The 25,848-nt window shown below is 74.1% G+C and carries 25 protein-coding genes; 12 read left to right on the forward strand and 13 right to left on the reverse strand.

What is annotated here, in order from left to right:
* Positions 1 to 165: 165 nt before the first annotated feature.
* Positions 166 to 2,226, forward strand: a complete 2,061-nt coding sequence (locus tag VKK44_RS27285; RefSeq protein ID WP_343444041.1) for a SpoIIE family protein phosphatase — start codon at positions 166 to 168, stop codon at positions 2,224 to 2,226.
* A gap of 105 nt (positions 2,227 to 2,331) precedes the next feature.
* Here the strand turns inward: VKK44_RS27285 and VKK44_RS27290 are convergent, their stop codons facing one another.
* Positions 2,332 to 3,780, reverse strand: a complete 1,449-nt coding sequence (locus VKK44_RS27290) for an FAD-binding oxidoreductase (protein WP_343444042.1) — start codon at positions 3,778 to 3,780, stop codon at positions 2,332 to 2,334.
* Between the two features lie 99 nt (positions 3,781 to 3,879).
* Here VKK44_RS27290 and VKK44_RS27295 point away from each other — a divergent pair, with 99 nt between their 5' ends.
* Complete coding sequence (locus VKK44_RS27295; protein ID WP_343444043.1) at positions 3,880 to 5,973, forward strand: S9 family peptidase; 2,094 nt, start codon at positions 3,880 to 3,882, stop codon at positions 5,971 to 5,973.
* A 135-nt stretch (positions 5,974 to 6,108) separates the two neighbouring features.
* Here VKK44_RS27295 and VKK44_RS27300 read toward each other — a convergent pair whose 3' ends face one another.
* The 10 genes from VKK44_RS27300 to VKK44_RS27345 form a co-directional block, all read right to left on the reverse strand.
* Positions 6,109 to 7,611: an FtsX-like permease family protein gene (locus VKK44_RS27300; RefSeq protein WP_343444044.1), complete on the reverse strand. Its 1,503-nt coding sequence runs from the start codon at positions 7,609 to 7,611 to the stop codon at positions 6,109 to 6,111.
* The gene (locus VKK44_RS27305; RefSeq protein ID WP_343444045.1) at positions 7,608 to 8,309 is read right to left on the reverse strand and encodes an ABC transporter ATP-binding protein; all 702 of its coding nucleotides are present in this window, start codon (positions 8,307 to 8,309) and stop codon (positions 7,608 to 7,610) included. The genes VKK44_RS27300 and VKK44_RS27305 overlap by 4 nt, the downstream gene beginning before the upstream one ends.
* The gene (locus VKK44_RS27310; RefSeq protein WP_343444046.1) at positions 8,306 to 8,842 is read right to left on the reverse strand and encodes a PadR family transcriptional regulator; all 537 of its coding nucleotides are present in this window, start codon (positions 8,840 to 8,842) and stop codon (positions 8,306 to 8,308) included. The genes VKK44_RS27305 and VKK44_RS27310 overlap by 4 nt, the downstream gene beginning before the upstream one ends.
* A gap of 85 nt (positions 8,843 to 8,927) precedes the next feature.
* Positions 8,928 to 9,494 carry a TIGR03086 family metal-binding protein gene (locus VKK44_RS27315; RefSeq protein ID WP_343444047.1) on the reverse strand — a complete coding sequence of 189 codons (567 nt, stop codon included), beginning with the start codon at positions 9,492 to 9,494 and terminating at the stop codon, positions 8,928 to 8,930.
* 381 nt (positions 9,495 to 9,875) lie between these two features.
* Positions 9,876 to 11,414, reverse strand: coding sequence for a SpoIIE family protein phosphatase (locus tag VKK44_RS27320; protein WP_343444048.1), 1,539 nt, complete (start codon positions 11,412 to 11,414; stop codon positions 9,876 to 9,878).
* 2 nt (positions 11,415 to 11,416) lie between these two features.
* Positions 11,417 to 12,766 carry a sensor histidine kinase gene (locus VKK44_RS27325; RefSeq protein ID WP_343447916.1) on the reverse strand — a complete coding sequence of 450 codons (1,350 nt, stop codon included), beginning with the start codon at positions 12,764 to 12,766 and terminating at the stop codon, positions 11,417 to 11,419.
* Positions 12,767 to 12,801: 35 nt separating this feature from the next.
* On the reverse strand, positions 12,802 to 13,815 hold the full coding sequence (locus VKK44_RS27330) for a SpoIIE family protein phosphatase (protein ID WP_343444049.1): 1,014 nt from the start codon (positions 13,813 to 13,815) through the stop codon (positions 12,802 to 12,804).
* On the reverse strand, positions 13,812 to 14,231 hold the full coding sequence (locus tag VKK44_RS27335) for an ATP-binding protein (RefSeq protein ID WP_343444050.1): 420 nt from the start codon (positions 14,229 to 14,231) through the stop codon (positions 13,812 to 13,814). Before VKK44_RS27335 ends, VKK44_RS27330 begins: the two co-directional genes overlap by 4 nt.
* Positions 14,228 to 14,641 (reverse strand): STAS domain-containing protein, encoded by a 414-nt coding sequence (locus VKK44_RS27340; protein WP_281943728.1) that lies wholly within the window; start codon positions 14,639 to 14,641, stop codon positions 14,228 to 14,230. Before VKK44_RS27340 ends, VKK44_RS27335 begins: the two co-directional genes overlap by 4 nt.
* The gene (locus VKK44_RS27345; protein ID WP_343444051.1) at positions 14,641 to 15,501 is read right to left on the reverse strand and encodes an STAS domain-containing protein; all 861 of its coding nucleotides are present in this window, start codon (positions 15,499 to 15,501) and stop codon (positions 14,641 to 14,643) included. Before VKK44_RS27345 ends, VKK44_RS27340 begins: the two co-directional genes overlap by 1 nt.
* 158 nt (positions 15,502 to 15,659) lie before the next feature.
* Between VKK44_RS27345 and VKK44_RS27350 the strand changes: the two genes are divergently transcribed.
* Positions 15,660 to 16,016, forward strand: coding sequence for an STAS domain-containing protein (locus VKK44_RS27350; RefSeq protein ID WP_067310147.1), 357 nt, complete (start codon positions 15,660 to 15,662; stop codon positions 16,014 to 16,016).
* 10 nt (positions 16,017 to 16,026) lie between these two features.
* Here the strand turns inward: VKK44_RS27350 and VKK44_RS27355 are convergent, their stop codons facing one another.
* Entirely contained in the window at positions 16,027 to 17,337 is a 1,311-nt protein-coding gene (locus tag VKK44_RS27355; protein WP_343444052.1) for an MFS transporter, read from the reverse strand.
* 49 nt (positions 17,338 to 17,386) lie between these two features.
* Here VKK44_RS27355 and VKK44_RS27360 point away from each other — a divergent pair, with 49 nt between their 5' ends.
* From VKK44_RS27360 to VKK44_RS27375, 4 genes are all read left to right on the forward strand, one after another.
* Positions 17,387 to 18,070, forward strand: a complete 684-nt coding sequence (locus tag VKK44_RS27360) for a FadR/GntR family transcriptional regulator (RefSeq protein ID WP_343444053.1) — start codon at positions 17,387 to 17,389, stop codon at positions 18,068 to 18,070.
* Between the two features lie 39 nt (positions 18,071 to 18,109).
* On the forward strand, positions 18,110 to 18,580 hold the full coding sequence (gene mscL / locus VKK44_RS27365; protein WP_343444054.1) for a large conductance mechanosensitive channel protein MscL: 471 nt from the start codon (positions 18,110 to 18,112) through the stop codon (positions 18,578 to 18,580).
* Between the two features lie 77 nt (positions 18,581 to 18,657).
* On the forward strand, positions 18,658 to 18,906 hold the full coding sequence (locus VKK44_RS27370) for a hypothetical protein (protein ID WP_343444055.1): 249 nt from the start codon (positions 18,658 to 18,660) through the stop codon (positions 18,904 to 18,906).
* A 29-nt stretch (positions 18,907 to 18,935) separates the two neighbouring features.
* Positions 18,936 to 19,301 carry a hypothetical protein gene (locus tag VKK44_RS27375; RefSeq protein WP_343444056.1) on the forward strand — a complete coding sequence of 122 codons (366 nt, stop codon included), beginning with the start codon at positions 18,936 to 18,938 and terminating at the stop codon, positions 19,299 to 19,301.
* Positions 19,302 to 19,846: 545 nt separating this feature from the next.
* Here VKK44_RS27375 and VKK44_RS27380 read toward each other — a convergent pair.
* The gene (locus VKK44_RS27380) at positions 19,847 to 21,088 is read right to left on the reverse strand and encodes a benzoate/H(+) symporter BenE family transporter (RefSeq protein WP_343444057.1); all 1,242 of its coding nucleotides are present in this window, start codon (positions 21,086 to 21,088) and stop codon (positions 19,847 to 19,849) included.
* Between the two features lie 55 nt (positions 21,089 to 21,143).
* Here VKK44_RS27380 and VKK44_RS27385 point away from each other — a divergent pair, with 55 nt between their 5' ends.
* From VKK44_RS27385 to VKK44_RS27405, 5 genes are all read left to right on the forward strand, one after another.
* Positions 21,144 to 21,671, forward strand: coding sequence for a helix-turn-helix domain-containing protein (locus tag VKK44_RS27385; RefSeq protein WP_343444058.1), 528 nt, complete (start codon positions 21,144 to 21,146; stop codon positions 21,669 to 21,671).
* 93 nt (positions 21,672 to 21,764) lie between these two features.
* On the forward strand, positions 21,765 to 22,484 hold the full coding sequence (locus tag VKK44_RS27390; RefSeq protein ID WP_343444059.1) for a PP2C family protein-serine/threonine phosphatase: 720 nt from the start codon (positions 21,765 to 21,767) through the stop codon (positions 22,482 to 22,484).
* Positions 22,485 to 22,536: 52 nt separating this feature from the next.
* Positions 22,537 to 23,736: a GNAT family N-acetyltransferase gene (locus VKK44_RS27395; protein WP_343444060.1), complete on the forward strand. Its 1,200-nt coding sequence runs from the start codon at positions 22,537 to 22,539 to the stop codon at positions 23,734 to 23,736.
* 39 nt (positions 23,737 to 23,775) lie between these two features.
* Positions 23,776 to 24,525, forward strand: coding sequence for a ZIP family metal transporter (locus tag VKK44_RS27400; protein WP_343444061.1), 750 nt, complete (start codon positions 23,776 to 23,778; stop codon positions 24,523 to 24,525).
* Between the two features lie 130 nt (positions 24,526 to 24,655).
* Positions 24,656 to 25,846, forward strand: a complete 1,191-nt coding sequence (locus VKK44_RS27405; protein ID WP_458351693.1) for a hypothetical protein — start codon at positions 24,656 to 24,658, stop codon at positions 25,844 to 25,846.
* The last annotated feature ends 2 nt before the right edge of the window (positions 25,847 to 25,848 follow it).

A 25,848-nucleotide genomic window follows, 5' to 3' on the forward strand; every position in this document is an offset into this window, starting at 1 on the left:
CGGGGCCCACCGGCTCGTGCCGACACGCGGCCATCCCATCATTCTGCCGCGCGATCCGTCGAGGTCACGGTCGGCTGAGGGCGCGTCACGGACGGTATCCGCCCGAGTTTCCGGGTTCGGGCGGGGTGGTTGGCAGCCGGGGCGGCGGCGGTAGAGGATACGGAGGTGGCAGCGGATGCGGGGCCGGCCCACGGCGACGGCGCGGACGAGCACGTCCGACGCGTCCGCCTCCCCGCCGACCGGCGCACCCCGGCAGCGGCCCGGGCGCTGGTGCGGGCCATGCTCCTCGAAGCCGGCCTGCCCGAGTTGCTCAACGAGGCGCTACTGCTCACCACCGAGCTGACCACCAACGCGGTCGAGCACGCGCGTACCGAACTGGACATCGAGGTCGAGGCCGACCCCGCCGGGTTCACCGTCACCGTCACCGACTTCGCCTCCGGCCCGGTCGACGAACTCGTCGTCGGCGTACGCAACACCACCGCCGACATCACCGAGGTGGCCACGCGCGGTCGCGGCCTGCTGCTCGTCGACCACTTCGCCAGCCGCTGGGGCACCACCTACCTACCCACCGGCAAGGGCGTCTGGTTCCGCCTGGACCGGCCCGACCCCGGCGGGCCCACCCGGCGGTCCGCCGCGCCGGCCCGGGACACCACGGAACGCCCGGGCCAGGGCACGCCGAGCGCCGCGGCGATGAGCGCGCTGATGCAGACCACCCCCGACGCGTACGCCGACGACCCGCTTCCCGAGTTCGCCACCGGGCTGCTGACCCGGGTGGGCGAGATGGTCGGCGCGGCCGGCGGCACGGTCCGACTGGACCGCGGTGACGGGCTGGGCACCCAGGTGTTCGCCCGCTACGGCCGGGCGCCCCGGGAGGGCAACGAGCTGCTGTGTGTCCCGCTCGCCGTGCACCGCCCGTACGCCGGCGAGCTGGAACTGGACGCGGCGCCCTCGGCGTACGCCCGGCCGCTCGCGGTGCTGGCCGCCGAGCGGCTGTCACTGCACCTGGAGAACGACCGGCTGCGCCGCGCCGACGTCCGCCGGTCCGCCTGGCTGACCTTCCTCGCCGAGGCGAGCGAGCTGCTCGCCCAGTCGCTGGACGTCGAGTTGACCATGGCGCTCGTCCCGCAGCTCGTGGTGCCCCGGCTCGGCCAGTGGTGCGCGGTGCACACCACCGACGAATGGGGGCGGCTGCGCCTCGCCGCGTCCAGCCACGCCGACGAGGGGATGCTTCCCCACCTGCACCGGGTCCTCGCCGAGACCGGCCCGGACTCGATCCAGTCCCGGCTGCGCGAGGCGTCCCGCAGTCAGACGCAGGTGCCGTTGGGCGGGCCGATGGAGGGCTTCGCCGTCCCGTTGATCGCCCGCGGGCAGCGGCTCGGCACGCTCGCCGTGGGCCGGCACCAGCGGCACCGGCACGACCCCGACGAGGTCTCGGTGCTGGAGGACGTGGCCCGGCGGGCCGCGCTCGCCATCGAGAACGCCCGCATCCACGCCGAACGCCGCCGGGTCGCGCAGACGCTCCAGCAGTCGCTGCTGCCGCCGGTGCTGCCGGTGGTCGAGGGCATCGGCTTCGCCGCCGAGTACGTCCCGACCGGCGACGACGCCGAGGTCGGTGGCGACTTCTACGACGTGGTGCCGCTGCCGGACGGTCGCTGGCTGGTGGTGGTCGGTGACGTCTCCGGCAAGGGCGTGCAGGCCGCCGCCGTGACCGGCCTGGTCCGGGACGTGATCCGGGTGCTGGTGGGCGACGGCAAGCCGCTGCCGGAGGTGCTCGGCCGGCTCAACGAGACGCTTGTCGAGCGCGGCGGCGGGCGTTACTGCACGCTCGCGCTGGCGGCGGTCGCGCCCGGCGACGGCGACCAGCTCGACGTGTCCCTGCACCTGGCCGGCCACGACCGGCCGGTGCTGTTGCACGGCGGCGGCGGCGCGACGTTCGTCGGCGCCAGCGGCACCGCGCTCGGCCTGCTCGACACGATCACCACCCCGACGGCCGAGCTGGCGCTCAAGCCGGGCGACGCGTTGATCTTCTATACGGACGGGGTGACCGAGCGGCGGCGCGGCCGGGAGCTGTTCGGCACCGAGCGGCTGCGCGAGTCCGCGGCGCCTCTGGCCGGCTACTCGGCGGACGTGGTCGCCGCGAGACTGCGCGCCGCCACCATCGCCTTCTCCCCCGAACCCCCACGCGACGACATCGCCGTCCTGGTCCTCCGCAACGACATCCCCTGACCACCCCGGCCTTCCCGTGGTTGATCATGAGGTTGACCCCGTGATCCGTCCATTTGTCACCGCCAACCTCATGATCACCGCCCGGGTGGGCGTGAGCGGGCCGGGTCAGAGGCCGCCGGGGAGGCGGCCGGGAGCCAGCCGACGGTGCGGATCCAGGTGCGCCTTGGCGCTGCGGAGGCGCGGCAACGTGGGCAGTTCACCCCAGAGGTCGACGGAACGGCGCACCGGGGCCGGCGCCGCCACCACCACGCACCGGCCCTGCCGGGCGATCAGCACGCTGCGGACCGCGGTGAGGATCGAGCCGACCCGCTCGGGCGACAGCGCACCGGACAGGGCGGCGTACGCGGTGCCGACGCCGGCCGAGCCGCGCACCGGCACCGGGGCGCCGGCGGCGTCGCGCAGCGCGTACACCGCGGCGTGCAGGTCGGTGGCCGGCACCTCGATGCGCAGCGCCGTGTCGCCCGGGGCGAACGGATAGCGCCCCCACCACTCGGGCGCGTGCTGGTTCACCGCGGTCCCGCCGCCGAGCACGGCGGTCAGTCGGTCGGCCCGCTCCGCCACGTCGGACGGCCCGCCCTCCAGCAGCAGCACCAGACTGCCCACCGCGGGCCGCCCGGTCACCGCCGCATGGTCGGGACGGCCGGCGACCGAGGGATGACTCGCCGGGATCCGGCGGCGGGGCAGCGGCACCGGCACCGGCAGGTCCAGCTCCACCGCGGCCGGATCGACCCCGGCGGCGTGCACCGCGCGGACCAGGTCGGGCAACTCCAACGGGGACCAGAGCGGGCGGGACACCCAGACCCGGCCGGCCGGCGCCGCGTGCACCCGCATGGTGGCCGAGACCAGCACCCCGAGGCCGCCCTGCGAGCCGCAGAGCAGCCGGGCCACGTCCAGCCCCGGCAGCTCGCCACGCCCGAGGACCGCGCCGCCTCCGCCCGCGGAGCCGGCGGCGAACAGGCCGTCGGAACCGCCCGCCGGGGCCGCCCGCCCGAGGCGTGCCGTGCCGGACTCGCCGATGCTGACCAGCTCGCCGTCGGCGTCGAGGTAACGCACCCCGACGAGTTGCGCGCACGGGCTGCCGTGCCGGTGGCGCAACGGGCCGGCCTCGTCCGCGGCGAGCACCCCGCCCAGCGTCGCCCCCGGTGAGGGCGCGTCGACCGGAAGCCGGCCGCCGGTGCGGCCCAACGTGGCCTGGACGGCCCGCAGCGGCGTACCGGCGCCGATCTCGGCCACGGCGGCGTTCCTCGGCTCGTGCCAGACGCCGGCCAGCCGGCCGGTGTCGAGCATGATGTCGACCTGGGCCGGGGCGGCACCCCAGTCGATCTTCGTGCCGGCGCCACGCGGCACCACGGTCAGGTCGTGCGCCGCCGCCAGCCGGAGCACCTCGGCGGCGGCACGCGGACCGCCCGGCACGGCCACCCAGCGGGCGGTGCGGCCGGCCACCTCGTCGGCCGGGCCGGCGAAACGGGCGAACGGCCGGCCGCAGATCTCGGCCAGCTTCCGGGTGATCTCGAGGGCTCCGGGTCGGTCGGTGGATCGCGTAGCAGCCGCCATGGCGGCAATCGTACACATGTTCGAAAGTGCTGGCGGCGAGTCGCCGGTTCGCGCGGCGCGGACGCCCGGCGGCGACCCGTCGACCGGTAACGTGACGCCGTGACCACGACCCCACAGCCCACGGCGAAGCGCGTTCCGGCCGAGCGGACCCATCACGGAGACACCGTCGTCGACGAGTACGCCTGGCTCGCCGCCAAGGACGACCCGGAGACGATCGCCTACCTGACGGCCGAGAACGCCTACACCGAGGCGCGCACCGCGCACCTGGCCGAGCTGCGGGCCGAGCTGTTCGAGGAGACACGCCGGCGCACCCAGGAGACCGACCTGTCGGTGCCGACCCGCAAGGACGGCCACTGGTACTACACCCGGACCGTCGAGGGGCAGCAGTACGGCGTGCACTGCCGGCGCGCGGTCCGTCCCGACGAGACCACGCCCCCGATCAGCGCGGACGGCGCCCCGCTCGACGGCGAGGAGGTGCTGCTCGACGGCAACCAGCTCGCCGAGGGGCACGACTTCTTCTCGCTCGGCGCGTTCGACGTGAGCCCGGACGGCCGTTGGCTGGCCTACTCCACCGACTTCTCCGGCGACGAGCGGTTCACGCTGCGGATCAAGGACCTGTCCACCGGTGAGCTGCTGCCCGACGAGGTGCCCGACACGTTCTACGGCACGGCGTGGTCCGGCGACGCCTCCACGCTGTTCTACGTCACCGTGGACGACGCGTGGCGGCCGAACCGGGTGTGGCGGCACACCGTCGGCACCGGCCCGGGCGAGGACGTAATGGTCCACCAGGAGGACGACGAGCGGTTCTGGGTCGGTGTCGAGCTGACCCGCTCCGAGCGCTTCGTGGTCATCGACATCCACAGCAAGATCACCAGCGAGGTCCGGGTCATCCCGGCAGAGAACCCGACCGGCGAGCCGGCGATCGTGGCCCCCCGGCGGCAGGGCGTCGAGTACGCGGTCGAGCACCACGGCCACCGCTTCCTGATCCTGCACAACGACGGCGCGGAGGACTTCGCGCTGGCGTACACCTCGGCGGACGCGCCGGGCGACTGGACGCCGCTGATCCCGCACACGCCGGGCACCCGGCTGGAGTCGGTCGACGCGTTCGAGCACCACCTCGTGGTCTCCCTGCGCGGCAACGGGCTCACCGGGCTGCGGGTGCTGCCGGTCGGCAGCGACGACAGCTGGGACATCGACTTCCCCGAGCCGATCTACAGCGTCGGGCTGGACGCGAACCCGGAGTACCGCACCGGCTCGGTCCGGCTGCGCTACACCTCGCTGGTCACCCCCGACTCGGTCTACGACTACGACCTGACCACCCGCGAGCTGACGCTGCTGCGGCGCAAGCCGGTCCGGCCCGGCCCGGACGGGCGGGCGTACGACCCGGCCGACTACGAGCAGCACCGGGACTGGGTGCTGGCCGACGACGGCACCCGGGTGCCGATCTCCCTGGTCTGCCGCCGGGACACCCCGCGCGACGGCTCCGCGCCGGCGGTCATCTACGGCTACGGGTCGTACGAGGCCAGCATGGACCCCTGGTTCTCGATCGCCCGGCTGAGCCTGCTCGACCGCGGCGTCATCTTCGCGGTCGCGCACATCCGTGGCGGCGGCGAGCTGGGCCGCCGCTGGTACGACGACGGCAAGCTGCTGGCCAAGAAGAACACGTTCACCGACTTCGTGGCCTGCGCCCGGCACCTGGTCAAGGCCGGCTGGACGGCGAGCGACCGGCTGGTCGCCCGGGGCGCCTCGGCCGGCGGCCTGCTGATGGGCGCGGTGGCCAACCTGGCCCCCGACGCGTTCACCGGGATCGTCGCGCAGGTGCCGTTCGTGGACGCGCTCACCTCGATCCTGGACCCGTCGCTGCCGCTGACGGTCACCGAGTGGGAGGAGTGGGGCAACCCGCTGGACGACCCCGAGGTCTACGCGTACATGAAGTCGTACACCCCGTACGAGAACGTGACGTCGGCCGACTACCCGGCGATCCTGGCGGTGACCAGCCTCAACGACACCCGGGTGCTCTACCACGAGCCGGCCAAGTGGATCGCCCGGCTGCGCGCGCTCGCCCCGCACGGCGACTACCTGCTCAAGACCGAGATGGGCGCCGGCCACGGCGGCCCCAGCGGCCGGTACGACGCCTGGCGCGAGGAGGCGTTCGTCAACGCGTGGACGCTGGACCGCCTCGGCCGGGCGTGACCTCTGCCGACACCCGACACCCCGAGCGCCGCGGACAGCACCGGCGGTGGTCACCGGCGTTCCCGCCGGTGACCACCGCGCCGGTCTCCGCCACGATCCGCTCCGCCTCGGCGCTCGGCCGCTGACCTCGCCGGCTCAGGCGGTGCGCAGTTCCTCCACCGAGGTGGCGGAACGCAGGAGGAACAGGCCGGCCACGACCGTGAGCAGCACCGCCGCCAGCCCACCCGCCGCGAACCAGGCCAACTGCTCCCACGGTACGTCCGGCGTGACGGTCACCTCCGGCACCCATCCGGTACGCGGCTCGCTGCCGTTCGTCCCGCACGCCTGCGTGCCGGCGTCGCAGACGCTCTGCTCGAAGCCGCCGCCCCGGGGGGCGGGCAACGTGCCCCGCACCAGCAGGAAGCCGACGGTCAGCGCGAGCCCGACTGCCGGCACGGCCGGGGCGAGCGACGCCCAGAGCAACGATCGACCGATGGTGGCCCGGGGCACCCCGGTCGCCACCTGTGCCGCGTACGCCCGACGCCGGCTGGTGATGCCCTCGACCACGGCCACCAGCAGACCGCCGCAGGCGATCACCACCGCCATCACGACCGCCAGGTCGACCAGGTCCATCGCGCCGAGATAGAAATCCGGGTCGGACAGGCCGTCGCCGGTGCGGCGGGCCAGCTCGGCCTCGGCCTGGAAGTCGGCCCGCACGCCGGCGGCGCCGGCGCCGAAGATGAGCGCCGCCAGCAGCGCGGCGAACGTGCGGCTGCCGGCCCACGGGTCGGCGGTGAGCCGGCGCGCGGCGAGCAGCGCGGCCGGGCCGCGCCCGTAACGGTGCAGCAGCCGCCCGGTGGTGTACGAGATCCAGCCGGTGCCGGAGACCACGCCGATCATGGCGATGAGCGAACCGGTCACCACCAGCGTCGGCACCAGCATGTCGGCCTCCACGACGTCGTGCCGCTCGTACCAGAGCCGGAGCGGGCGGATCGCGGCGAATGTCGCCAGCGCGACCAGGAGGAGCAGGCCCGGCCACGGCCAGGGTGCCCGGGTGCGGACCCGGCGCACGACGCCGAACGGGGTGGTGGTGACCCGGCGCAGCAGCAGCGCGCTGACCAGCGCGGCGACCAGCGGCAGGCCGACCACGACGGCGACCACGACGGCCGGAGCGGGGTGCACGTCGGTGGGCAGCGGCAGCCGGCCGTCGGCGTCGGGCCGGTGCAGCAGCCGACGGCCGGCCAGGAACACGGCCAGGCCGGTGACGGTGCCGAGCAGGCTCGCCACCCCGGTCTCGGCGGCTGCGAGCCCGGTGACCTGGCCCGGGGTGGCCCCGGCCAGCCGGAGCGCGGCCAGCCGCCGGTCCCGCCCCGGCGCTCCGAGGCGGGCGCACTGCCCGGCCAGCCCGAGCACCGGCACGCAGAGCAGCAGCAACGCGAACGCGACACCGGGGCGCAGGCCGGGCTCGCGCAGCAGCGCGTTGGTGTACTGCTCGGACTGCGTCCCCTCGTCACCGGGCGGCTTCGCCACCGCCAGCACGGTCAGTGCGGCCAGCCCGACCAGCGTCGCCAGCGCGGCGCTCAGCGCGGTCAGCGCCACCCGCGCCCCGTCGGTGCGGGTGCCGGCCAGCGCGAGCCGCAGCAGCGTGCCGGGCCTCACCGGGTGCCGCCCGGCAGCGCCGGGTCGAGTCCCAGCCCGGTGTGGTCGACCGTTCCGTCGCGCAGGCTGACCTCCCGGTCGGCGTACGCGGCGATCCGTGGCTCGTGCGTGATCAGCACGACCGTGGTGCGTTGCTCCCGGGTCAGCCGGACCAACTGGGTGAGCACCTGCTCGCCGGCGAGCGTGTCGAGCGCGCCGGTGGGCTCGTCGGCGAAGAGCACCCGTGGCTCGGTGACCAGCGCCCGGGACAGCGCGCAGCGCTGCTGCTGCCCGCCGGACATCTCGCCGGGCCGGACGTCGGCGACCTCGGCCACGCCGAGCCGTTCCAGCCAGGTGAGCGCCGCCGTCCGCGCCGCCCGCCGGCCGGTGCCGGCGAGCAGCAGCGGGAGCGCGACGTTCTCCGCCGCGGTCAGCTCGGCGACGAGCTGACCGAACTGGAACAGCACCCCGAACTCGGTACGGCGCAGCCGGGAGCGGGCCGTCTCCGATAACGTGTCGATCCGTTCGCCACGCCAGGTCACCTGGCCGGCGTCGGGGCGCAGGATGCCGGCGAGGCAGTGCAGCAGCGTGGACTTGCCGCAGCCGCTCGGGCCGGTCACGGCGAGGATCTCGCCCTCGGCCACGTCGAGCGTCACGCCGCGCAGCGCCGGCCTCGGGCCGTACGCCCGGACCACGCCGCGCGCTTCCAGGAACGTCACGGGTGCACCTCCCGGTGCCAGTCGGCGACCCGGTCCAGGGTGGTGTGCAGCCACCGCAGGTCCGCGTCGAGGTGGGCGATGGCGAAGTCGGCGGCGACCACCTCGTCGAGCTGGACGCCGGGGGTGGTCTTGACGGCGGTCAGCTCGCGCAGCCGTGCGGTGTGCGCCCGGCGCTGCGCGATCAGGTAGGCGCGGGCCTGGTCGGCGTCGGCCACCAGCAACGCGACCACCACCTTGGCGAAGAGCGTGCTGGCCACGTACGGCATCGGTGGCTCGACGGTGGCCAGCCATGCCTCGAGCGCGGCCCGCCCGTCGTCGGTGAGCGCGTAGGTGGTGCGGTCCGGGCCGCCCTCGCGGACCTGGCCGGCCGGACTCACCAGGCCGTCCCGGTGCAGGCGGGCCAGCGTCGCGTAGACCTGACCGAAGGCCAGTGGCCGCGCCCGGGGCAGCCGCTCGTCGTGGGCGCGCTTCAGCTCGTAGCCGTGGCGCGGCCCGGCGGCGAGCAGCCCGAGCAGGACGTGCTGGGTGGACACGGCCCTACTATTCGCTGAGTGAATAGCAGTGTCAAGAGCGGCCCGCGCGACCCGCTCCGACGCGGGCCCACGCGGGCCGGTCGGTTCAGGGGGTCCAGGCCGGGTCGCGTCCGGTCCGACCGATCAGCGCGTCCCACGCGCCCGGGGCCGCGTCGGTCGGCACCGGCGCGGCGAACACGCCCATCCGCTGGCCCATGTCGCCCCTCTCGTCCAGGAAGTCGTGCAGCGCCGCCACCACCGACGGGTCCGCGGCGAACTCCTGGTCGGTGGCGCGGGCCAGGTCCCAGCCGTGCACGGTGAGATCGATCAGGGCCATCGACCCGATCGTCTTCTGGGGCACCCCCATGCCCGACGAGACGCCCTCCAGCACGGCCGGGTCCGACCACGTCTCGACCAGCCGCGCCGCCTCCTTCGGGAACCGGTCCCGCCAGCCGCTGGTCAGGTGGTCGGTCCGGACCGACCAGTCGACCTCCTCGCGCCGCGCCAGCGCCTCGAAGTTGACCACCACGTCGAACAGGTGGTTGAGCAGGTCACGCACCGTGTAGTCACGGCACGGCGTGGGTCGGTCGAGTTGGTCGTCGGAGATGCTGCGCACCACCGTCACCGTGCCGGGCTCGGCGGCGGCCAGCAGCTCACTAGTCTTCGTCCTCATCGGACCAGCGTAGGAGAACGGTCTTGAAGGAATGCGACACGGGCCACGGCGGGACAACCAGGGATCCTCGATCCCGATCGGCCGCGGCGGCGAGGCGGGCGCGGCGGTTCGTCCGGGCCACGGCGTTGCGCCGGGTGACTGCTCCTGGCACCGCCGAGGTCACCTCACACCGCCTTTGCTCTGCACCCACTGACGCATCGCGCACGGATGGTGACGACGCTCGGCCGATCGACGTAGCGTTACTCGGCTCGGACATCCTGCTCAAGGCGGTGCTGCGCCAATGGCTGCAGAGCAAAGGCGGCGGAAGCCCCACCCATCCCCCGAGCCGGCAGGCACAGTCAGTGACGACCACGAGCGACTACTGTGGGTGAACGATCGATGTCACCGGCGCCGGACCGCCACCACGGCGACATCGTCGTGGATCTCCGGCGGGGCCAACTCGATCAGCAGCCGCTGACAGAACTGGTCGAGATCGTCGTCCACCCGGGTGGCCACCACGCCGAGCGCCGCCATCCCGTCGTCGATGGTGGCGTCCCGGCGCTCGATCAACCCGTCGGTGTAGAGGACGAGCGTGGCCCCGGCCGGCAGCACGAACTCCAGGTCGGGCGGGCGGGGTGCCCGCACGCCGAGCAGCGCCGCGGACTGCGAGACGAACTCGACCCGCCCGTCCCGGCTCAGCAGCGCCGGCAGATGCCCGGCGCTGGCCATCCGGATCAGCCCGGTGCCCGGGTGGAGCAACAGCACGCAGATGGTGGCCAGCTCGGTCGGCAGCAGCGTCCGCATCAGCTCGTTGACCCGGTCCAGGATCACGCCGGGCTGATGCCCCTCGACCGCGTACGCCCGGACCGCGTGCCGCAGCTCGGCCATCACGGTGGCGGCGTGCAGCGAGTGCCCGGCCACGTCGCCGATCGCCACCAACAGGTGCCCGTCGAGCATCACCAGCTCGTAGAAGTCCCCGCCCACCTCGGTCTGCGCGCTCGCCGGCTCGTAGCGGACAGCCAGGTCCAGGCCGGCCACCTCGGGCAACCGCCGAGGCAGCAGGCTGCGCTGGAGCGTCACCGCGATCCGATGTTCCTCGTCGAAGGAGCGCTGGGCCTCCACCGCCGACGCCACGGCCTGCGCGAGCTGCACCAGCACCGGCGTCCGCACGGTCTGGGTGGCCGTCGGCACCACCACGTAGAGCGGGGCCCGGTCCTCCCGCAGCCGCGCGGCGGCCACGGTCACCGTGTCCCCCTCCGGCCAGTCGGTCAACGGCCAGTTGCCCGGCTGGTCCACCCGCACCCGGGTGCCGATCGGCACGCCCGTGTCGTCCACCGCCCACGGCACGATCCTCGCCGGCGTGTGCGGGTCGGCGGCCACGCCCGCCAGGCAGTCCCCGTCGAACGTCTCGGCGACCACGGCCGCCGGCGACCGGAAGATCCGCGCGGCGCCCGACGCGGCGGCCTCCAGCAGCCGGACGAAGTTCGGCGACGCGTGCATCTCCACCGTGGCGTCGGCCAGCGCGGCCAACCGCTCGGCGAGCTGCTCGGCCCGCCGCCGGGCCTGGTAGTAACGCAGCACCGCGTGCGCGGTGGCGACCAACTCCTCCGGCTCGATCGGCTCGGCCAGGTACGCGTCCGCGCCCCGGGTGAGCCCCTGCGCCCGGTCGACCACGTCCACCGCGTGCGCGGAGACGTGGATGACCGGGACGGACGGGTGCGCCTCCTTGATCCGCTCACAGACCTCGAAGCCGCTCATGTCGGGCAGCCGCACGTCGAGCACCACCAGGTCGACCGGCTCCCGGGCCACCCGCTCCAGCGCCGCCGTGCCGTTCTCGGCCTCGACGGTCGAGAAGCCGGCCCGGGTGAGCCAGTTCACCAGCAGGTAGCGCTTCGGGCCGCTGTCGTCGACCACCAGCACCGTCGCCGGCCCGCCGTCCACCGTCACGCTCCGCCCACGGGCAGGACCACGGTGAACCTGCTGCCCCGGCCCGGTTCGCTGGTCAGCTCCAGTGTGCCGCCGAGCAGGGTGACCAGCCGCCGGGCGTACGGCAGGCCGAGCCCGGTGCCGCCGACCCGGGTCGTACCCGGCACCTGGTAGAACTCCTCGAAGATCCGTTCGTGCAACTCGGGCGGGATGCCGACGCCGGTGTCCGTGACCGTGAGCGACCACACCTCGTCGCGGCGCTCGGCGCGCAGCCGCACCTCGCCCCGCTCGGTGAACTTCAGGCCGTTGTGCATCAGATTGCGCAGCACCTGGGCGAGCAGCACCTCGTCCGAGCGGACGGTCGCCGGGGCCGGCGGCTCCTCGACCACCAGCTCCACCCCGGGTCGGGTGGCCAACGCCCGCAGCGTGCCGCGCAACTGCCCGAACACCGCGCGCAGGTCCACCTCGGACCAGTCCGGCTCGATCCGCCCGGACTCGGCCTTCGCCAGATCGAGCAGCTCGTTCACCAGGGCCAGCAGGTCGCCCGCGGAGGACCGGATCAGCCCCACCTGCCGGGCCTGCTCGCCGGTCAGCGGATCGGACGCGGAGTCGGCCAGCAGCCGCCCCAGGCCGATGATCGCGGTGACCGGGGCACGCAGCTCGTGACTGACGTTGGCCAGGAACCGGCTCTTCGACTCGCTGGCGGCCCGCAACTGGGCGGACTTCTCGTCCAGCTCGGCGTAGAGCGCCACCACGCCGCGGTTGGTCTCCTCCAGCTCCTCGGTGAGCTGGTTGTAGAGCGCCATCACGCCATGGTTGGTCTCCTGGAGCTCGGCGTTGAGCACCGCCAGCTCGTCCCGCTGCGAGCGCACCTCGTCGAGCGCGGCGATGAGCTGGGCGTTCTGTGCGGCCAGCTCGTCCAGCGCGGAGCCCGGAGCGCGCTCCGCCAGCTCGGCGCGGAGCTGGTCGGCGCGTTCCGGTGTCAGCTCCTCGGCGTGGTGCGGTACTCGTCGGGACATCCTCACGACGGTAACGCCCTCGACCGACATCACCCGCAACGAGTCCACGAGACGCGCGACCGCGCCGGACCGCGGCTCGTACCGGCCGCCGGGAAACGGACGGACCGGTGACAGGTCCACCCGCAGCTCCGTCCGACCGGCCGTGACGTCCCGGTCGACGGAGAACGTGACGTCGGCGCCGTCCACGCCGTGCAGCAACTCCCGCGCCACCTCGCTGAGCGCGGTGGCGATCCGGACCTGGTCCTGGTGCTCCAGCCCGATCGCCGCGGCCACCTCCCGGCCGCGCTGCCGGACCAGGAAGATGTCCTGCTCGACCCGGAGCGCCAGGTGCAGGAGCCGTTCGCTCATGCCGTGCTGGCCGGGCATGCGCTCACGGCCCTCGCTCATGCCGCCGCCCGGGCGACCAAGACACAGGCGTCGTCACGGCGGATCCCGGCGTCGCGGAGCAACGCGGCGGCGGCCAGCAGCGGCGGCCGGGCGACCAGCCCGGGATAGTCGTCCAGATCCCAGCGGTCCACCACGCCGTCGCTGTGCATCACCAGCGTCGCGCCGGGCGGGAACGGGTAGTCGTAGCCACGTACCGTGGGGCGCTGGTGCCCGGCGATGCCCGGCAACGACACCAGGCCGCGCCGCCGCTCGCCGATGATCACGATCATGGCGGCGATGTTGCCCAGGCCGGCGTAGTGCAGTTGCCCGGTCTCGGCGTCGGGCTCGGCCACCGCGAGCGCCGCGCCACGGGTGTGCGAGATGGCGGCGTGCAGGTGCCGCACCACGATGTCCGGCGGGCCGGCCGGCGCCGAGCGGAACGCGGCGACCGCGGCGCCGGTGGCGGCGGCGGCCAGCGGGCCGTGCCCCAACCCGTCACAGACCAGCACCTGTCGCCGGCCCTCGACCAACCGAACCGCGTACCCGTCGCCGCTGTCCTGCTCGCCGGTGATCGGCCGGGCCAGCCCGCCGGCCCAGTCCGGCGCCGGCGGCGGTCCGTCCCAGACCTGGGCGCACAGGACCGTGCCCCCACCGGGCCGCGAGTAGGCGTCGAACCGGCTCGACTGCCGGGCGATCGCGCCGAGGCCGATGCCGAGCGTGCCGACCGTGGAGTGCCCGTCGGCCGAGGAGACCGTGAGATCGGCCATGCCCGGACCGGAGTCGATGGCCACCAACTCCACCCCGGCCCGCCCGTCCCGACGCGCCGGACGGAGCAGCAGGGCGCCCTCGCGGGCGTGCTTGACCAGGTTGCTGGTGATCTCGGCGGTGACGATGGCCAGGTCAGCGATGCGCTCCGCGCTGAGCCCGAGCTGCCGCCCGAGCCGCTCGGCCACCCGGCGTACGCCGCCGGCGGTCGCGCCGTTGTCGACCCGGAACCACACGCCGTGGTCGGGGACCACGTCGATGCTCATCGAGACCACTTGGTGATGGTGATCTGCGTACCGTCGCCGACGGCGGTCCGGATGTCGAAGTCGTCGACGAGCCGACGGGCGCCGCTGAGGCCGAGGCCCAGCCCGCCGCCGGTGGTGTAGCCGTCGGTGAGGGCCAGGTCGAGGTCGGGGATGCCCGGCCCGTGGTCGGCGAAGACGATGCGGACGCCGCGTCGTCGGCCGTCGGAGACGGTGGTCACCTCGGCGCTGCCCCCGCCACCGTAGATCAGCGTGTTGCGGGCCAGCTCGCTGGCGGCGGTGACCAGCTTGGTCTGGTCGACCAGGGAGAGCCGGACCGCGACGGCGGTGGTACGCACCAGCTGCCGGACCCGCACCACGTCCTCGTCGCTACGGATCGCCTGCGTCGCCGGCGTCCCCAGGTCGAGGCCGGCGGTCATGGCGTCGCCGTCGTCTCGGTGTCCTCGTCGTCGACGAGCGCCGCGTCCCAGTCGTCGGCGCGGCTCGCCGCGATCAGTTCCATGCCACGCTCGACGTTCAGCGCGGTCCGGATGCCGTTGAGCGACAGCCCCAGCTCGACCAGCGTGATGGCGACCGCGGGACGCATCCCGACCACCACGGTCTCGGCGTCCAGCACCTTGGAGATGGACGCGATGGTGGAGAGCATCCGGCCGACGAAGGAGTCGACGATGTCCAGCGCCGTGATGTCGATGATGACGCCGTGGCACCCGGTGGCGACGATCCGCTCCGCCAGGTCCTCCTGGAGCTGGATGGCCGTCTGGTCGGACATGTCGACCTGGATGGAGACCAGCAGGATGTCGCCGATCTTGAGGATCGGCACCCGCTCCATCACGCCTCCCGGCGGGCGCGGCGCGCGGCGGTCTCGACGCCGGTCAGGCGCAGGACGTGGCGGAGCGCGTCGGCCAGGCTCGCCTTGGTGGCGATGTCGCCGAACTCGATGCCGAGCGCGACGATCGTCTGGGCGATCTGCGGCCGGATGCCGGAGATGATGCAGTCGGCACCCATCAGCCGGGCGGCCACCACGGTCTTGAGGATGTGCTGGGCGACCTGGGTGTCCACCGCCGGCACGCCGGTGATGTCGATGATCGCGTACGGCGACCCGGTGTCGACGAGCGTCTGGAGCAGGCGCTCCATCACCACCTGGGCACGGGCCGAGTCGAGCGTGCCGACCAGCGGGACGGCGACCACGCCCTCCCAGAGCTTGACCACCGGCGTGGAGAGCTCCAGCAACTGCTCCGCCTGGTCGGCGATCAGGCTCTCCCGGGCCCGGACGAACGTCTCGAAGGTGAACAGCCCCATCTGGTCGATCAGCGCGGAGAACGCGACGAAGTCGCGGAGAGTCTCGTCGCCCCGCTCCTGCTCCATCAGCTCCAGCAGGGCGTCCTTGATCGCGAACACGCTGATCGCGGTCTCGGTGGCGCTGAACCCCTGGCGGGCGCGGCTGGTGGAGAGCTCGGCGAGCACCGCCCGCAGCTCCCCGCCGTGCTCGTCGGCCAGGTCGCCGATGCCCTGCCGGCCGGCGTCGGCCACCGCCCGGTGCAACTCCTGCACCTGCCGGGCCAGCTCGGCCCGGCTCAGTCGACCGCGTAACGAGCTGGCGACGATTTCGATCCAGCGGTTGGTCAACCGATCTGCGTGCTGACTCAGCAGCTCGGCCAGCCGGCCGCCCTGTGCTGCGCTCAATGCCACGTTGACCTCCCAGATCTGGACGGGCGGACTCTATCACCGGGGGTTTCCGCACTACTTGCCACGGGACAAAGAAATGATCGACAGCACCTGCGCGGCTCCCGTTCTGCGCGGCGCGGTCATAGTGGGATACCGTTCCACCGAACACAGGAGGTCGACGAATGTCCCTGACGGTGCACACGGAACAGCGCGGCGACGTGGTCGTGGTGTCGGTCGCGGGCGAGCTGGACATGGCCACCGCACCGCAGCTCCAGGACCAGATCACCGACCTGCTCGACAAGGGGCGCAGCCGCCTCGTGTTCGACCTGGCCGAGGTGTCGTTCTGCGACTCGACCGGGCTGTCGGTGTTCGTCCGCGCCAAGAACAGCTGCGACGAGGCCGGCGGCGTGGTCCGGCTGGCCGCCCCGCAGCGCGGCGTGCTGCGCATCCTTGAGGTCAGCGGCCTGGTCGAGGTGCTGCACACCTACCCGACGGTGGACGAAGCCGTCGCGGGCGACCCCACCCCGGCCTCCTCCTGACCGACCCCGCTCAGCGCTCGTCCTCGATGTAGCGGGGACGGGCGATCACCATGCCCGCGGTCGTCTGCACGGCGAGTGCCACCAGCAGGAAGCCGATCGGGGCGGTCCAGCCGCCGGTCGCACCGTAGAGGATGCCGACCAGCAGCGGGCCGAGTGCGGCGATGACGTACCCGGTGCTCTGCGCGAAGGCGGAGAGCGCGACGGTGCCCTCGGCGGTCCGGGCGCGCAGCCCGATCGTGGTCAGGATGAGCGGGAACGCGCCCTGGCCGAGCGCGAGCAGCAGCACCCACAGCGGCGCCAGGCCGCGCGGCGCGAGCGCCAGTCCGACGTACGCGGCGGCGGAGAACGCGGTCAGCGACAGCACCAGTGGGCGCAGCGTGGCCAGCCGCCCGGCCAGCGTGGGCATCATCAGCGCCACCGGCACGCCCAGCGCCGTCACGCCGGCGAGCAGTAGGCCGGCCGCCTCGGGCCGGTAGCCGGCGTCCCGGAAGAGCTGGGCCAGCCAGCCCATGATCGCGTACCCGCTGAGCGACTGCGCCCCGAAGTAGACCGCCATGGCCCAGCCGAGCCGGGTCCGGCCGGGCCGTACCCGCGCCGGGGCCGCGACGACCGCCGCCGGGGTCGCGGCCCGGTCGGCGGCCCGGCGCGCGGCGCGCGCCCGCAGCGCCAGCGGCACCCACGGGATCACGGCCAGTGCGGCCAGCCCGGCCCAGACGCCGAGCCCGGCCCGCCAGGAGCCGAAGGCGTGGGCCACCGGCACCGCGGAGGCGGCGGCCACCGTCGTGCCCACCGTCAGCGCCATCGTGTACGCCCCGGTGACCAGCCCGGTCCGGTGCGGGAAGTGCTGCTTGACCAGCATCGGCAGCAGGATGTTCGCGACCGCGATGCCGGCCAGCGCGAGCGCGCTGGTGAGCACGAAGACGGCTGCCGAGCCGGTGACCGCGCGCAGCACCTGCCCGACGGTGAGCGCGACCATGGCCAGCACCAGCACCCGGGGTGCCGCCCAGCGGCGGACCAGCCACGGGGTGAGCGCGCCGAGCCCGGCGAACGCGACGGTGGGCAGTGTGGTGACCACGCCGGCCATGGCGCCGGAGAGTCCCAGCCCGACGCGGATCTCGTCGAGCAGCGCGCCGAGGCTGGTCACCGCGGCCCGCAGGTTCAGCGCGACCAGCAGCATCCCGACCAGCACCAGCAGGCCGCCGCGCGCCGGGGTGATCGCCGGAGGCGTCGGGGTGATCACAGGAGGGGCCGGGGTGGCCGCCGGCGCCGGCCCGGGGGTGACGTCGGTGGTGGGCGCGGTGGGCGGGGGTGGCGGCGTCATGACCTCGAACCTACAATCATGGGATGAATTTCGGCAGCAGGTGTAACCGGTGACACCCGTCGTGGATTCCGTCGCCGTGCCACCGCGCGGTCACCGGGTCCGCCGAACGATCGAGCAGCTCCGGGCACGCATCCTGGGCGGCGAGTGGCCGGTGGGCGCGCGCATCCCCACCGAGCCCCAACTCGTGGCCGCGCTCGGCGTGGGGCGCAACACGGTCCGCGAGGCGGTCCGCGCGCTCGTGCACGCCGGCGTGCTCGAGTGCCGGCAGGGCTCCGGCACCTACGTGGTGTCGACCGACGAGCTGGCCCCGGTGGTGGCCCGCCGGCTCACCGACGACCGGATGACCGAGGTGATCGAGGTCCGGCGCGCGTTCGAGGTGGAGGCCGCCCGGCTCGCCGCGCTGCGGCGTACCCCCGAGGACCTGGCGGCGCTCGACGCCGCGCTCGACGCCCGGGAGGCCGCGTGGCGCTCCGGCCGGGTGGACGGGTTCGTCGAGGCCGACGCCGCGCTGCACACGGCGGTGGTGGCCGCCGCGCACAACGCCATGCTCGCCGAGCTGTACGCCTCCGTCGGCGCCGCGCTGCGCCGCACCGTCGCGCACGCGATGGGCCCGGCGCTGACCGCCGAGCGGTACGTCGACCACGGTCGGCTGGTGGCGGCGATCCGGGCCGGCGACCCGGCGCGGGCAGCGATCGAGGCCGGTGCTTTTCTCGAGGGGCCGCCCGGGGCATAGGTTGTGCCCGACGGAGACTCGGACAATGCGGGAGAACGGATGCTCAAGGGCTTCAAGGACTTCATCATGCGCGGCAACGTCGTCGACCTGGCGGTCGGCGTCGTCATCGGTGCCGCGTTCACCGGCGTGGTCACGCAGCTGACCAAGTCGTTCCTGGAACCACTGGTACGCGTGTTCATCGTGCTGATCACCGGCAACAAGAACGGGCTCACCGGCTCGACCCCGAGCTTCCGGGGCATCCCGTTCGACTGGGTGGCGTTCATCAACGCGTTGATCACATTCGTGCTCACCGCGGCGGCGCTGTACTTCCTGGTCGTCTACCCGATGAACCGGCTCGCCGAGCGGCGCAAGCGCGGCGAGGAGCCGCCGCCGTCGGCGCCGAGCGAAGAGGTGAAGCTGCTCACCGAGATCCGGGACGCGCTGCTCGCCGGCGGACACGGCACGCCCGCCCAGCGCGGCGCGCTTGACGACGTGCTCGGCCGCCGGCAGGAGCCGCCGGCCCCGCGCTGACGCCATAGCTCATCGGCCCCCGCGGAGATTCCGCGGGGGCCGACCCGAATCGAACACATGTTCGATAGAGTCCGGCCATGGAGCAGCGTAAGCACTGGTGGAACGGGAAATGGGGCCGGCTCGCCCGGCGGGACGTCTTCCTCCGGGTGGACGGCGACCGCTGGCACGTGGAGCAGCGCGCCGGTGGCGCCGAGGGCGTCTCCCGCTTCTACGAGCACGCCAGCGTCGAGGAGGCCGAGGAGACGGTCCGTGCGCTGCTCGACGGGCCGGACACCTGGCGCGAGCTGTCCCCCCGTCCGCCGGACGGCTGGGCTCCCGCCGTTTAGCGCCCGCGCGCCCCGGGAACCGCTCCGGTATGAGCCAGCAGCAGGACACCGTCTCCCGGATCACCACCGGCATGCGGGTGGTCGACTCCACCGGCGTCGAGGTGGGCACCGTCGATCTCGTCCAGCGCGGTGACCCGGCCGCGGTGACCGTGGAGGCACCCGCTCCGGTCGACCCGGGCAGCAGCCTCGACGAGCTGATCGAGTCGGCCGCCGTCGACGAGCCGGACGTGCCCGCCGACCTGGCCGCCCGGCTGCTGCGCGAGGGCTACCTCAAGGTCTCCACCGGGCCGGCCGACGCCGGCGCGGTCTACGTGCTGGCCGACCGGATCGCGGCCGTGGCCGACGGCGCGGTCCGTCTCTCCGTTCCGGCCGCGGAGCTGCCCGCCGCGGAGTAGCCGACATCTCCTCGCGAGGTGCCGCTAGCGTCACGGCCCAGTGCACGGTCGGTGTCGGAGTGGCCGCGATGCGGCGGCGTGGGCCGGCTCACCCGAGGCCCGTTCCGCACGGTCCGGAACACGTGCTCGTGGGCTGCTACGAACTTGATGGCGTAGATGGCTCACGACCGGTGAACCGTTCACGCCATCAAGTTCCTAGGCGCTTCGGGCACCCTCAGCACGTCGGGAAGCAGGGCTCGTGGCCGGCGGTCGACGAGTCCGGCGCAGGCGAAGCCAGCGCCGGGACACGCGGCCGGAGCCAGGACACGGCCAGAGCCAGGACACGGCCAGAGCCAGGACACGGCCAGAGCCAGGACACGGCCAGAGCCAGGACACGGCCAGAGCCAGGACACGGCCAGAGCCAGGACACGGCCAGAGCCAGGACACGGCCAGAGCCAGGACACGGCCGGAGCCAGGACGCGGCCGGAGCCAGGACGCGGCCGGAGCCAGGACGCGGCCGGAGCCGGGACACGGCCGAGCCCTTCCGGTGCGAACCGGCCGGGTGGTCAGCCCTGCCGGTGTGACGCCGCCAGATCCGGGCCGACTTCGGGACGTCCGTCGGGATCGGCCGGTGGCGCGGCAGCCGGTGGCGGGGCGACGGCCGGGCGGCGGCGGAAGAGCAGCAGCATCAGGCAGCCGGCGACCAGGCCCCAGAACGCGCCGCCGATCCCGAGCAGGCTGACCCCGGACGCGGTGACCACGAACGTGACCACGGCGGCCTCCCGGGTCTCCGGCCGGGCGACCGCCGCCGACACCGCGCCGGCCAGCGCGGCGAGCAGCGCCAGCCCGGCCACCGCCTCGACCAGCACCGGCGGGGAGAGCAGCACCAGGGTGGTCGCCGCGCCGGCGCCGAGGCCGAGCAGCGCCATGCCGATCCCGGCGGTGATCGAGGCGATCCAGCGCCGGTCCGGGTCGGGGTGGGCGTCCGGGCCGGCGGCGAGTGCGGCGGTGATCGCGGCCAGGTTCACCGCGTGGCCGCCGGCCGACGCGCCGAGCGCGGTGGCGAGCCCGGTGACCCGTAGCGCGGAGCCCAGCGGCGCCCGGTAGCCGTAGCCGGCGAGCACGGCGGTGCCGGGCACGTTCTGCGCGGCCATGGTGACCAGGAACAGCGGTAGCGCCAGCCCGACGACGGCGGGCAGCGTCCAGGCCGGCGCGGTCAGCGTGACGACCGGGGCGAGGTCCAGCCGGGCCGGGCCGGAGGTGGTCAGCGCGATCGCCATCACGGCCACCGCGAGCGCGCCGGGCACCGCCCAGCGGCGCGCGAAGCGGTGCAGCAGCAGCCAGACGAGCACCACCGGACCGGCCAGCCGGGGCACCTCCACCAGCGCGCGCACCGGCGCGGTGCAGAGCGGCAGCAGCACGCCGGCGAGCATGGCGGAGGCGACCGGGCCGGGGATCGCCGCGACCGCGCGGCCGAGAGCCGGGATCAGTCCGGCGGCGATGATCAGCAGGCCGGTGAGCAGGAAGGCGCCCACGGCGGCGGGCCAGCCGCCCGGGACCGGCCCGGTGGCGACCAGCAGCGCCGCGCCCGGCGTGGACCAGGCGATGGCGAGCGGCAGCCGGTGCCGCAGGCCGAGCCAGACGGCGCAGCAACCGCTGGCCACGCAGAGCGTGAGCAGGCCGGAGGCGGCCTGGACCGGGTCGGCGCCGACCGCGCGCAGCCCGGCCAGCACGACGGTGAACGAGCTGGCGAAGCCGACCAGGGCGGTCACCACGCCGGCCAGCACGGGTTGGAGTCGACCGGCCATGCTTCCTCCCCCAGTGTTCCGTTTACGGAACAGCATCGTGTTGCAGGATAGCCCCATGGACGTCGGCCCACGGATCCGCGCCCTCCGGATGGAACGGGGGATCTCACTCTCCACGCTCGCCCGGCTGGCCGGCGTCGGCAAGGCCACGCTCTCCGGCCTGGAGAACGGCGTCCGCAACCCCACCCTGGAGACGCTGTACGCGATCACCGCGCAGCTCGGTGTGCCGCTGACCGCCGTGCTCTCCGCCCCCGAGCAGACGCCGACCGTACGCGGGGCCGCGGTCGGCGCCACGCTGCTGGAGGTGTTCCACGACCGCGACGCGACATACGAGCTGTACCGGATGCGGGTCAGCCCGGGGCCCGCGCAGCTCTCCCCCGCCCACCAGGCCGGCGTCACCGAACACGTGACCGTCTTCTCGGGCGTGCTGCGCGCCGGCCCGGCGGACGCCCCGCTCACCGGTGGCCCGGGAGAGTACCTGCGCTGGACCTCCGACGTGCCGCACAGCTACGCCGCGGTGGGCGACGAGCAGGTCCGGGCCAGCCTGCTGCTGCGCTATCCGCGTTCATCCGGGAAGGACAGTTGACGGATACCCGGGATGCAAGTCGGTGACATTTCTTTCCACCGACCCGGCAGCGCGTAGAGACGCGGAGCCGGTCTTCTTGGCAAGCTTGTCCCCATGACGCTCATCCTCCGCTCGGCCATCCTCAACGACGTCGGCCTCGTCCGGACCAACAACGAGGACTCCGCCCTCGCCGGTGACCGCCTGGTGGCGGTGGCCGACGGCATGGGCGGCCTCCCGGCCGGCGAGGTGGCCAGCGAGATCGTCATCCGGATCCTGGACGAGCTGACGCCGCCCACCGGCGCCGACGAGGCGGCCGACGCGCTGCGCGCCGTGGTCAGCACCGCCAACCAGCGGATCCGGGCGGCCATCACGGTGGACCCGGCCCGCGACGGCATGGGCACGACGCTGACCGCCGCGCTGCTGGCCGGCGACCGGCTGGTGCTCGCCCAGGTCGGCGACTCCCGCTGCTACCTGCTGCGCGATCACGAGCTGACCCAGCTCACCCGCGACGACACGTTCGTGCAGGCGCTGGTCGACCAGGGCGCGCTCTCCCGCGACCAGGCCCGGCACCACCCGCAGCGCTCCCTGGTCACCCGCGCGGTGCAGGGCCAGGACGCTCCGCCGGCGGTGGGGGCGCTCACCGTCTTTTCCGGCGACCGGCTGCTGCTGTGCAGCGACGGCCTCTCCGACTACGTGGAGGACGCCGCCATCGCCGCCGCGCTCGCCACCTACGGCGACCGGCAGCAGTGCGGCGAGCAGTTGGTGAAGCTGGCCCACCAGGCCGGCGCGCCGGACAACGTCACAGTGGTCATCTCCGACGTCACCGAGGCCTGACCGACGACCGATTCGGGTTGCGACCCCGGGGCGGGCACGTTGGGATGAACGGATGCACATTCGCCGGCTGACCGTCGAGGACCGCCTGACCACCAGCTTCCCGCTCCAGGCATACGCGTTCGAGGCGTCGCCGATGACACCGGGCCGGACCGACGAGTTCCGGGCCTACCTGCCGTACAACGCGGGGAACACCACACTGGTGGTCGAGGAGGACGGCGTCACCACGGCCGCGGCCTCGGCGATCCCGATGCGGCAGAACCTGCGCGGCGCGGTGCTGCCGATGGCCGGCGTCGCCGGGGTGGCCACCCATCCGCTGGCCCGCCGGCGCGGACACGTCCGGACGCTGATGCACCAGCTCATCGACGGGATGCGGGACGACGGGCACCAGCTCAGCGCGTTGCACCCGTTCCGCGCCTCGTTCTACGAGCGCTTCGGCTACGTCGGGCTGCCCCGGCGGCGTACCGCGGTGTTCGCCCCCGCGGACCTGGCGCCGCTGCTCCGCGCCGAACTGCCCGACGAGCTGGTCTGGGAGCGGATCGGCACGGGCTACCCGCGCTGGCGCGACTACACCGACCGGTGCCTACGCGAGCGGCACGGCTTCGCGGCCTTCCCCGACTTCCGCGCGGTCGGGCTGCGCGAACGGGACGACCGTTGGCTGCTCAGCGTGGTGCGACACGGTGAGACGGTCGGCGCGGTGACCTACCGGATCGACGACCACGGCGGCACGCTCATCGCCGACGACCTGCTCTTCGACGACCCGTACGCCCGGGCGTCGCTGCTCCAGTTCTTCGCCCGGCACGTCGACCAGGTGGCCCGGGTCAGCGTCCAACTGCCGCCCGACGAGCTGCCCGAGCTGTGGCTCACCGACCTGGACGTACGCGTCGAGGCGCAGGTGGCCCGGCCCGACCCGACCGCGCCGATGGCCCGGCTGCTCAGCCTGGAGGCACTGGCCGACCAGCCGGTCGGGGTCGGCCGGGTGCTCGTCGAGCTGGTCGGCGACCGCTGGCTCGCCGGCCGGCACCTGCTCGACGGCACCACCGGCAAGCTGGCCGTGCTGCCCGCCGACAGCGCCGCCGAGGGCACCGTGCCGGCCGCCCGGCTCACCGCCGCCGGGCTGTCCGCCCTGGCGTACGGGGTGCTCGACCCGGCCGAGGTGGCGGTACGCGGGCTGGGCGAGGTGCCGGTGGACGCCGCCTCCGAGCTGCGCCGACTCTTCCCGCGTGAACTGCCGTACCTGTTCGCCGACTTCTGATCGGGTTGACGCCGCCGGGCCGGGGGTAGGGTCCTGCGCGTGCCGGAGTGGTTGGAAGCGGGATTCTGGGGTCTGCTGGCCGGTTCCGCCCTGTTGATCGGGGCGGCCGTCGGGTTCTTCGTGCGGGTGCCACGCCGGACCACCGCGTCGGTGATGGCGTTCGGGGCGGGCGTGCTGCTCTCCGCCGTCTCGTTCGAGCTGATCGAGGAGGCGCACGAGCAGGGCGGCCTGCTGCCGGTGGCGATCGGCGCGGCGGCCGGCGCGCTCACCTACACCGGGGCGAACGTGCTGCTGGCCCGGCACGGGGCGCGGCACCGCAAGCGCTCCGGCGACGAGCAGCCCTCCGAGCAGGAGCAGCCCGGTTCGGGTAACGCCATCGCGGTCGGCGCGCTGCTCGACGGCGTACCGGAATCGGTGGTGATCGGCGCGAGCCTGCTGGCCGGCGGCCCGGTCAGCCTGGTCACGGTGCTCGCGGTCTTCCTCAGCAACGTGCCGGAGGGGCTGTCCAGCGCGGCCGGCATGCGGCAGGCCGGGCGGACCCGGCGCTACGTGTTCGGGCTCTGGGCGGCCATCGCGCTGATCTCCGGCGCCGCGTCGCTGGCCGGGTACACGCTGCTCGGCGGCGCCCCGCCGGAGGTGCTGGCCGCCATCACCGCGCTCGCCGCCGGCGCGATCCTGGCGATGATCACCGACACCATGGTCCCGGAGGCGTTCGAGGACGCCCACCTGCTGGTCGGCCTGATCACGGTGCTCGGCTTCCTGGTCGCGTTCGCGCTCTCCCACGCCTGACGACGGCCTCGCCGTTCCGCGCTCACGCGGCGGCGCGGGTCACGCGGCGGGCGCGGCTTAGCGGCGGGTTAAGGATCGTCGGTGGAGTCGTGCCGGGGCGGTGCGCCCTTCTAGCATCGGGCGGGTGCGCGTGAAGTCCGCTGTCTCCCTGCTCGTCCTCGCCCTGGCCACCGTCACGCTGCCCGGGTGCGGCGGTGACCCGTCCGACCGGACCGCCCCGACCGCCGCCACCGGCGCCCCGGCCGGCACACCCGACGCCCCGGCGGCCGACGCCCCGGCGGCCCCGTCGAGCGCCCGCGCCGGCCTCGGCAGCGCCAAGCCGAGTCCCAGCCCGGCCGCTGTCGCGTTCCGTGCCGGCAACCCCGCCGGGCGGGCGACCGTGCCGGCCGAGGCGCGGGCCGTGGACACGTCGCGGCCGACCCGTACCGTCGGCACCGGCACGCCGGCGAGCTGCACCTCGGCGGCGGTGGTGAAGGCGGTCGCCGCCGGCGGCGTCATCACGTTCGACTGCGGCCCGGCGCCGGTGACCATCACCATGAAGGCCACCGCCAAGGTGGTGAACGCGCACGGCCCGCGCATCGTGCTGGACGGCGGCGGCAAGGTCACGCTGAGCGGCGGCGGCAGCCGGCGGATCCTCTACATGAACACCTGCGACCCGGCGCAGGGCTTCACCACCTCGCACTGCCAGAACCAGGACCACCCGCAGCTCACCGTGCAGAACCTGACGTTCACCGGCGGCAACTCGACAGGCGAGAAGACCGAGGGCGGCGGCGGTGGTGCGATCTTCGTCCGCGGCGGCCGGGTCAAGGTGGTCAACTCGCGGTTCGTCGACAACCGCTGCGACCGTACCGGCCCGGACCTGGGCGGCGCCGCGCTGCGGGTGCTCAGCCAGTTCGAGAACAAACCGGTGTACGTGGTGGGCAGCACCTTCACCGGCGGGGTGTGCTCAAACGGCGCGGCGCTGAGCAGCATCGGCGTCTCCTGGACGGTGTTGAACAGCGTCTTCCGCGACAACCAGGCGGTCGGCACCGGCGCGAACCCGGCCCGGGGCGGCACGCCGGGAGGTGGCAGCGGCGGCGCGATCTACTGCGACGGCAACGAGTTCACGGTGAAGCTCGCCGGCACGATCGTCGAACGCAACACCGCGAACGAGGGCGGCGGCGCCATCTTCTTCGTCAGCAACAACCGCACCGGCACCCTGTCGATCACCAGCTCGACCCTGCGCCGCAACTCCAGCAAGGGTTTCGAGACGAAGGGCTTCCCCGGCATCTTCTTCCTGGGCGCCCGCCCCCCGACCACAACCTCCTCCTCCCTCTCCTGACC

The organism is Micromonospora sp. DSM 45708, assembly GCF_039566955.1.
Classification (GTDB): domain Bacteria; phylum Actinomycetota; class Actinomycetes; order Mycobacteriales; family Micromonosporaceae; genus Micromonospora.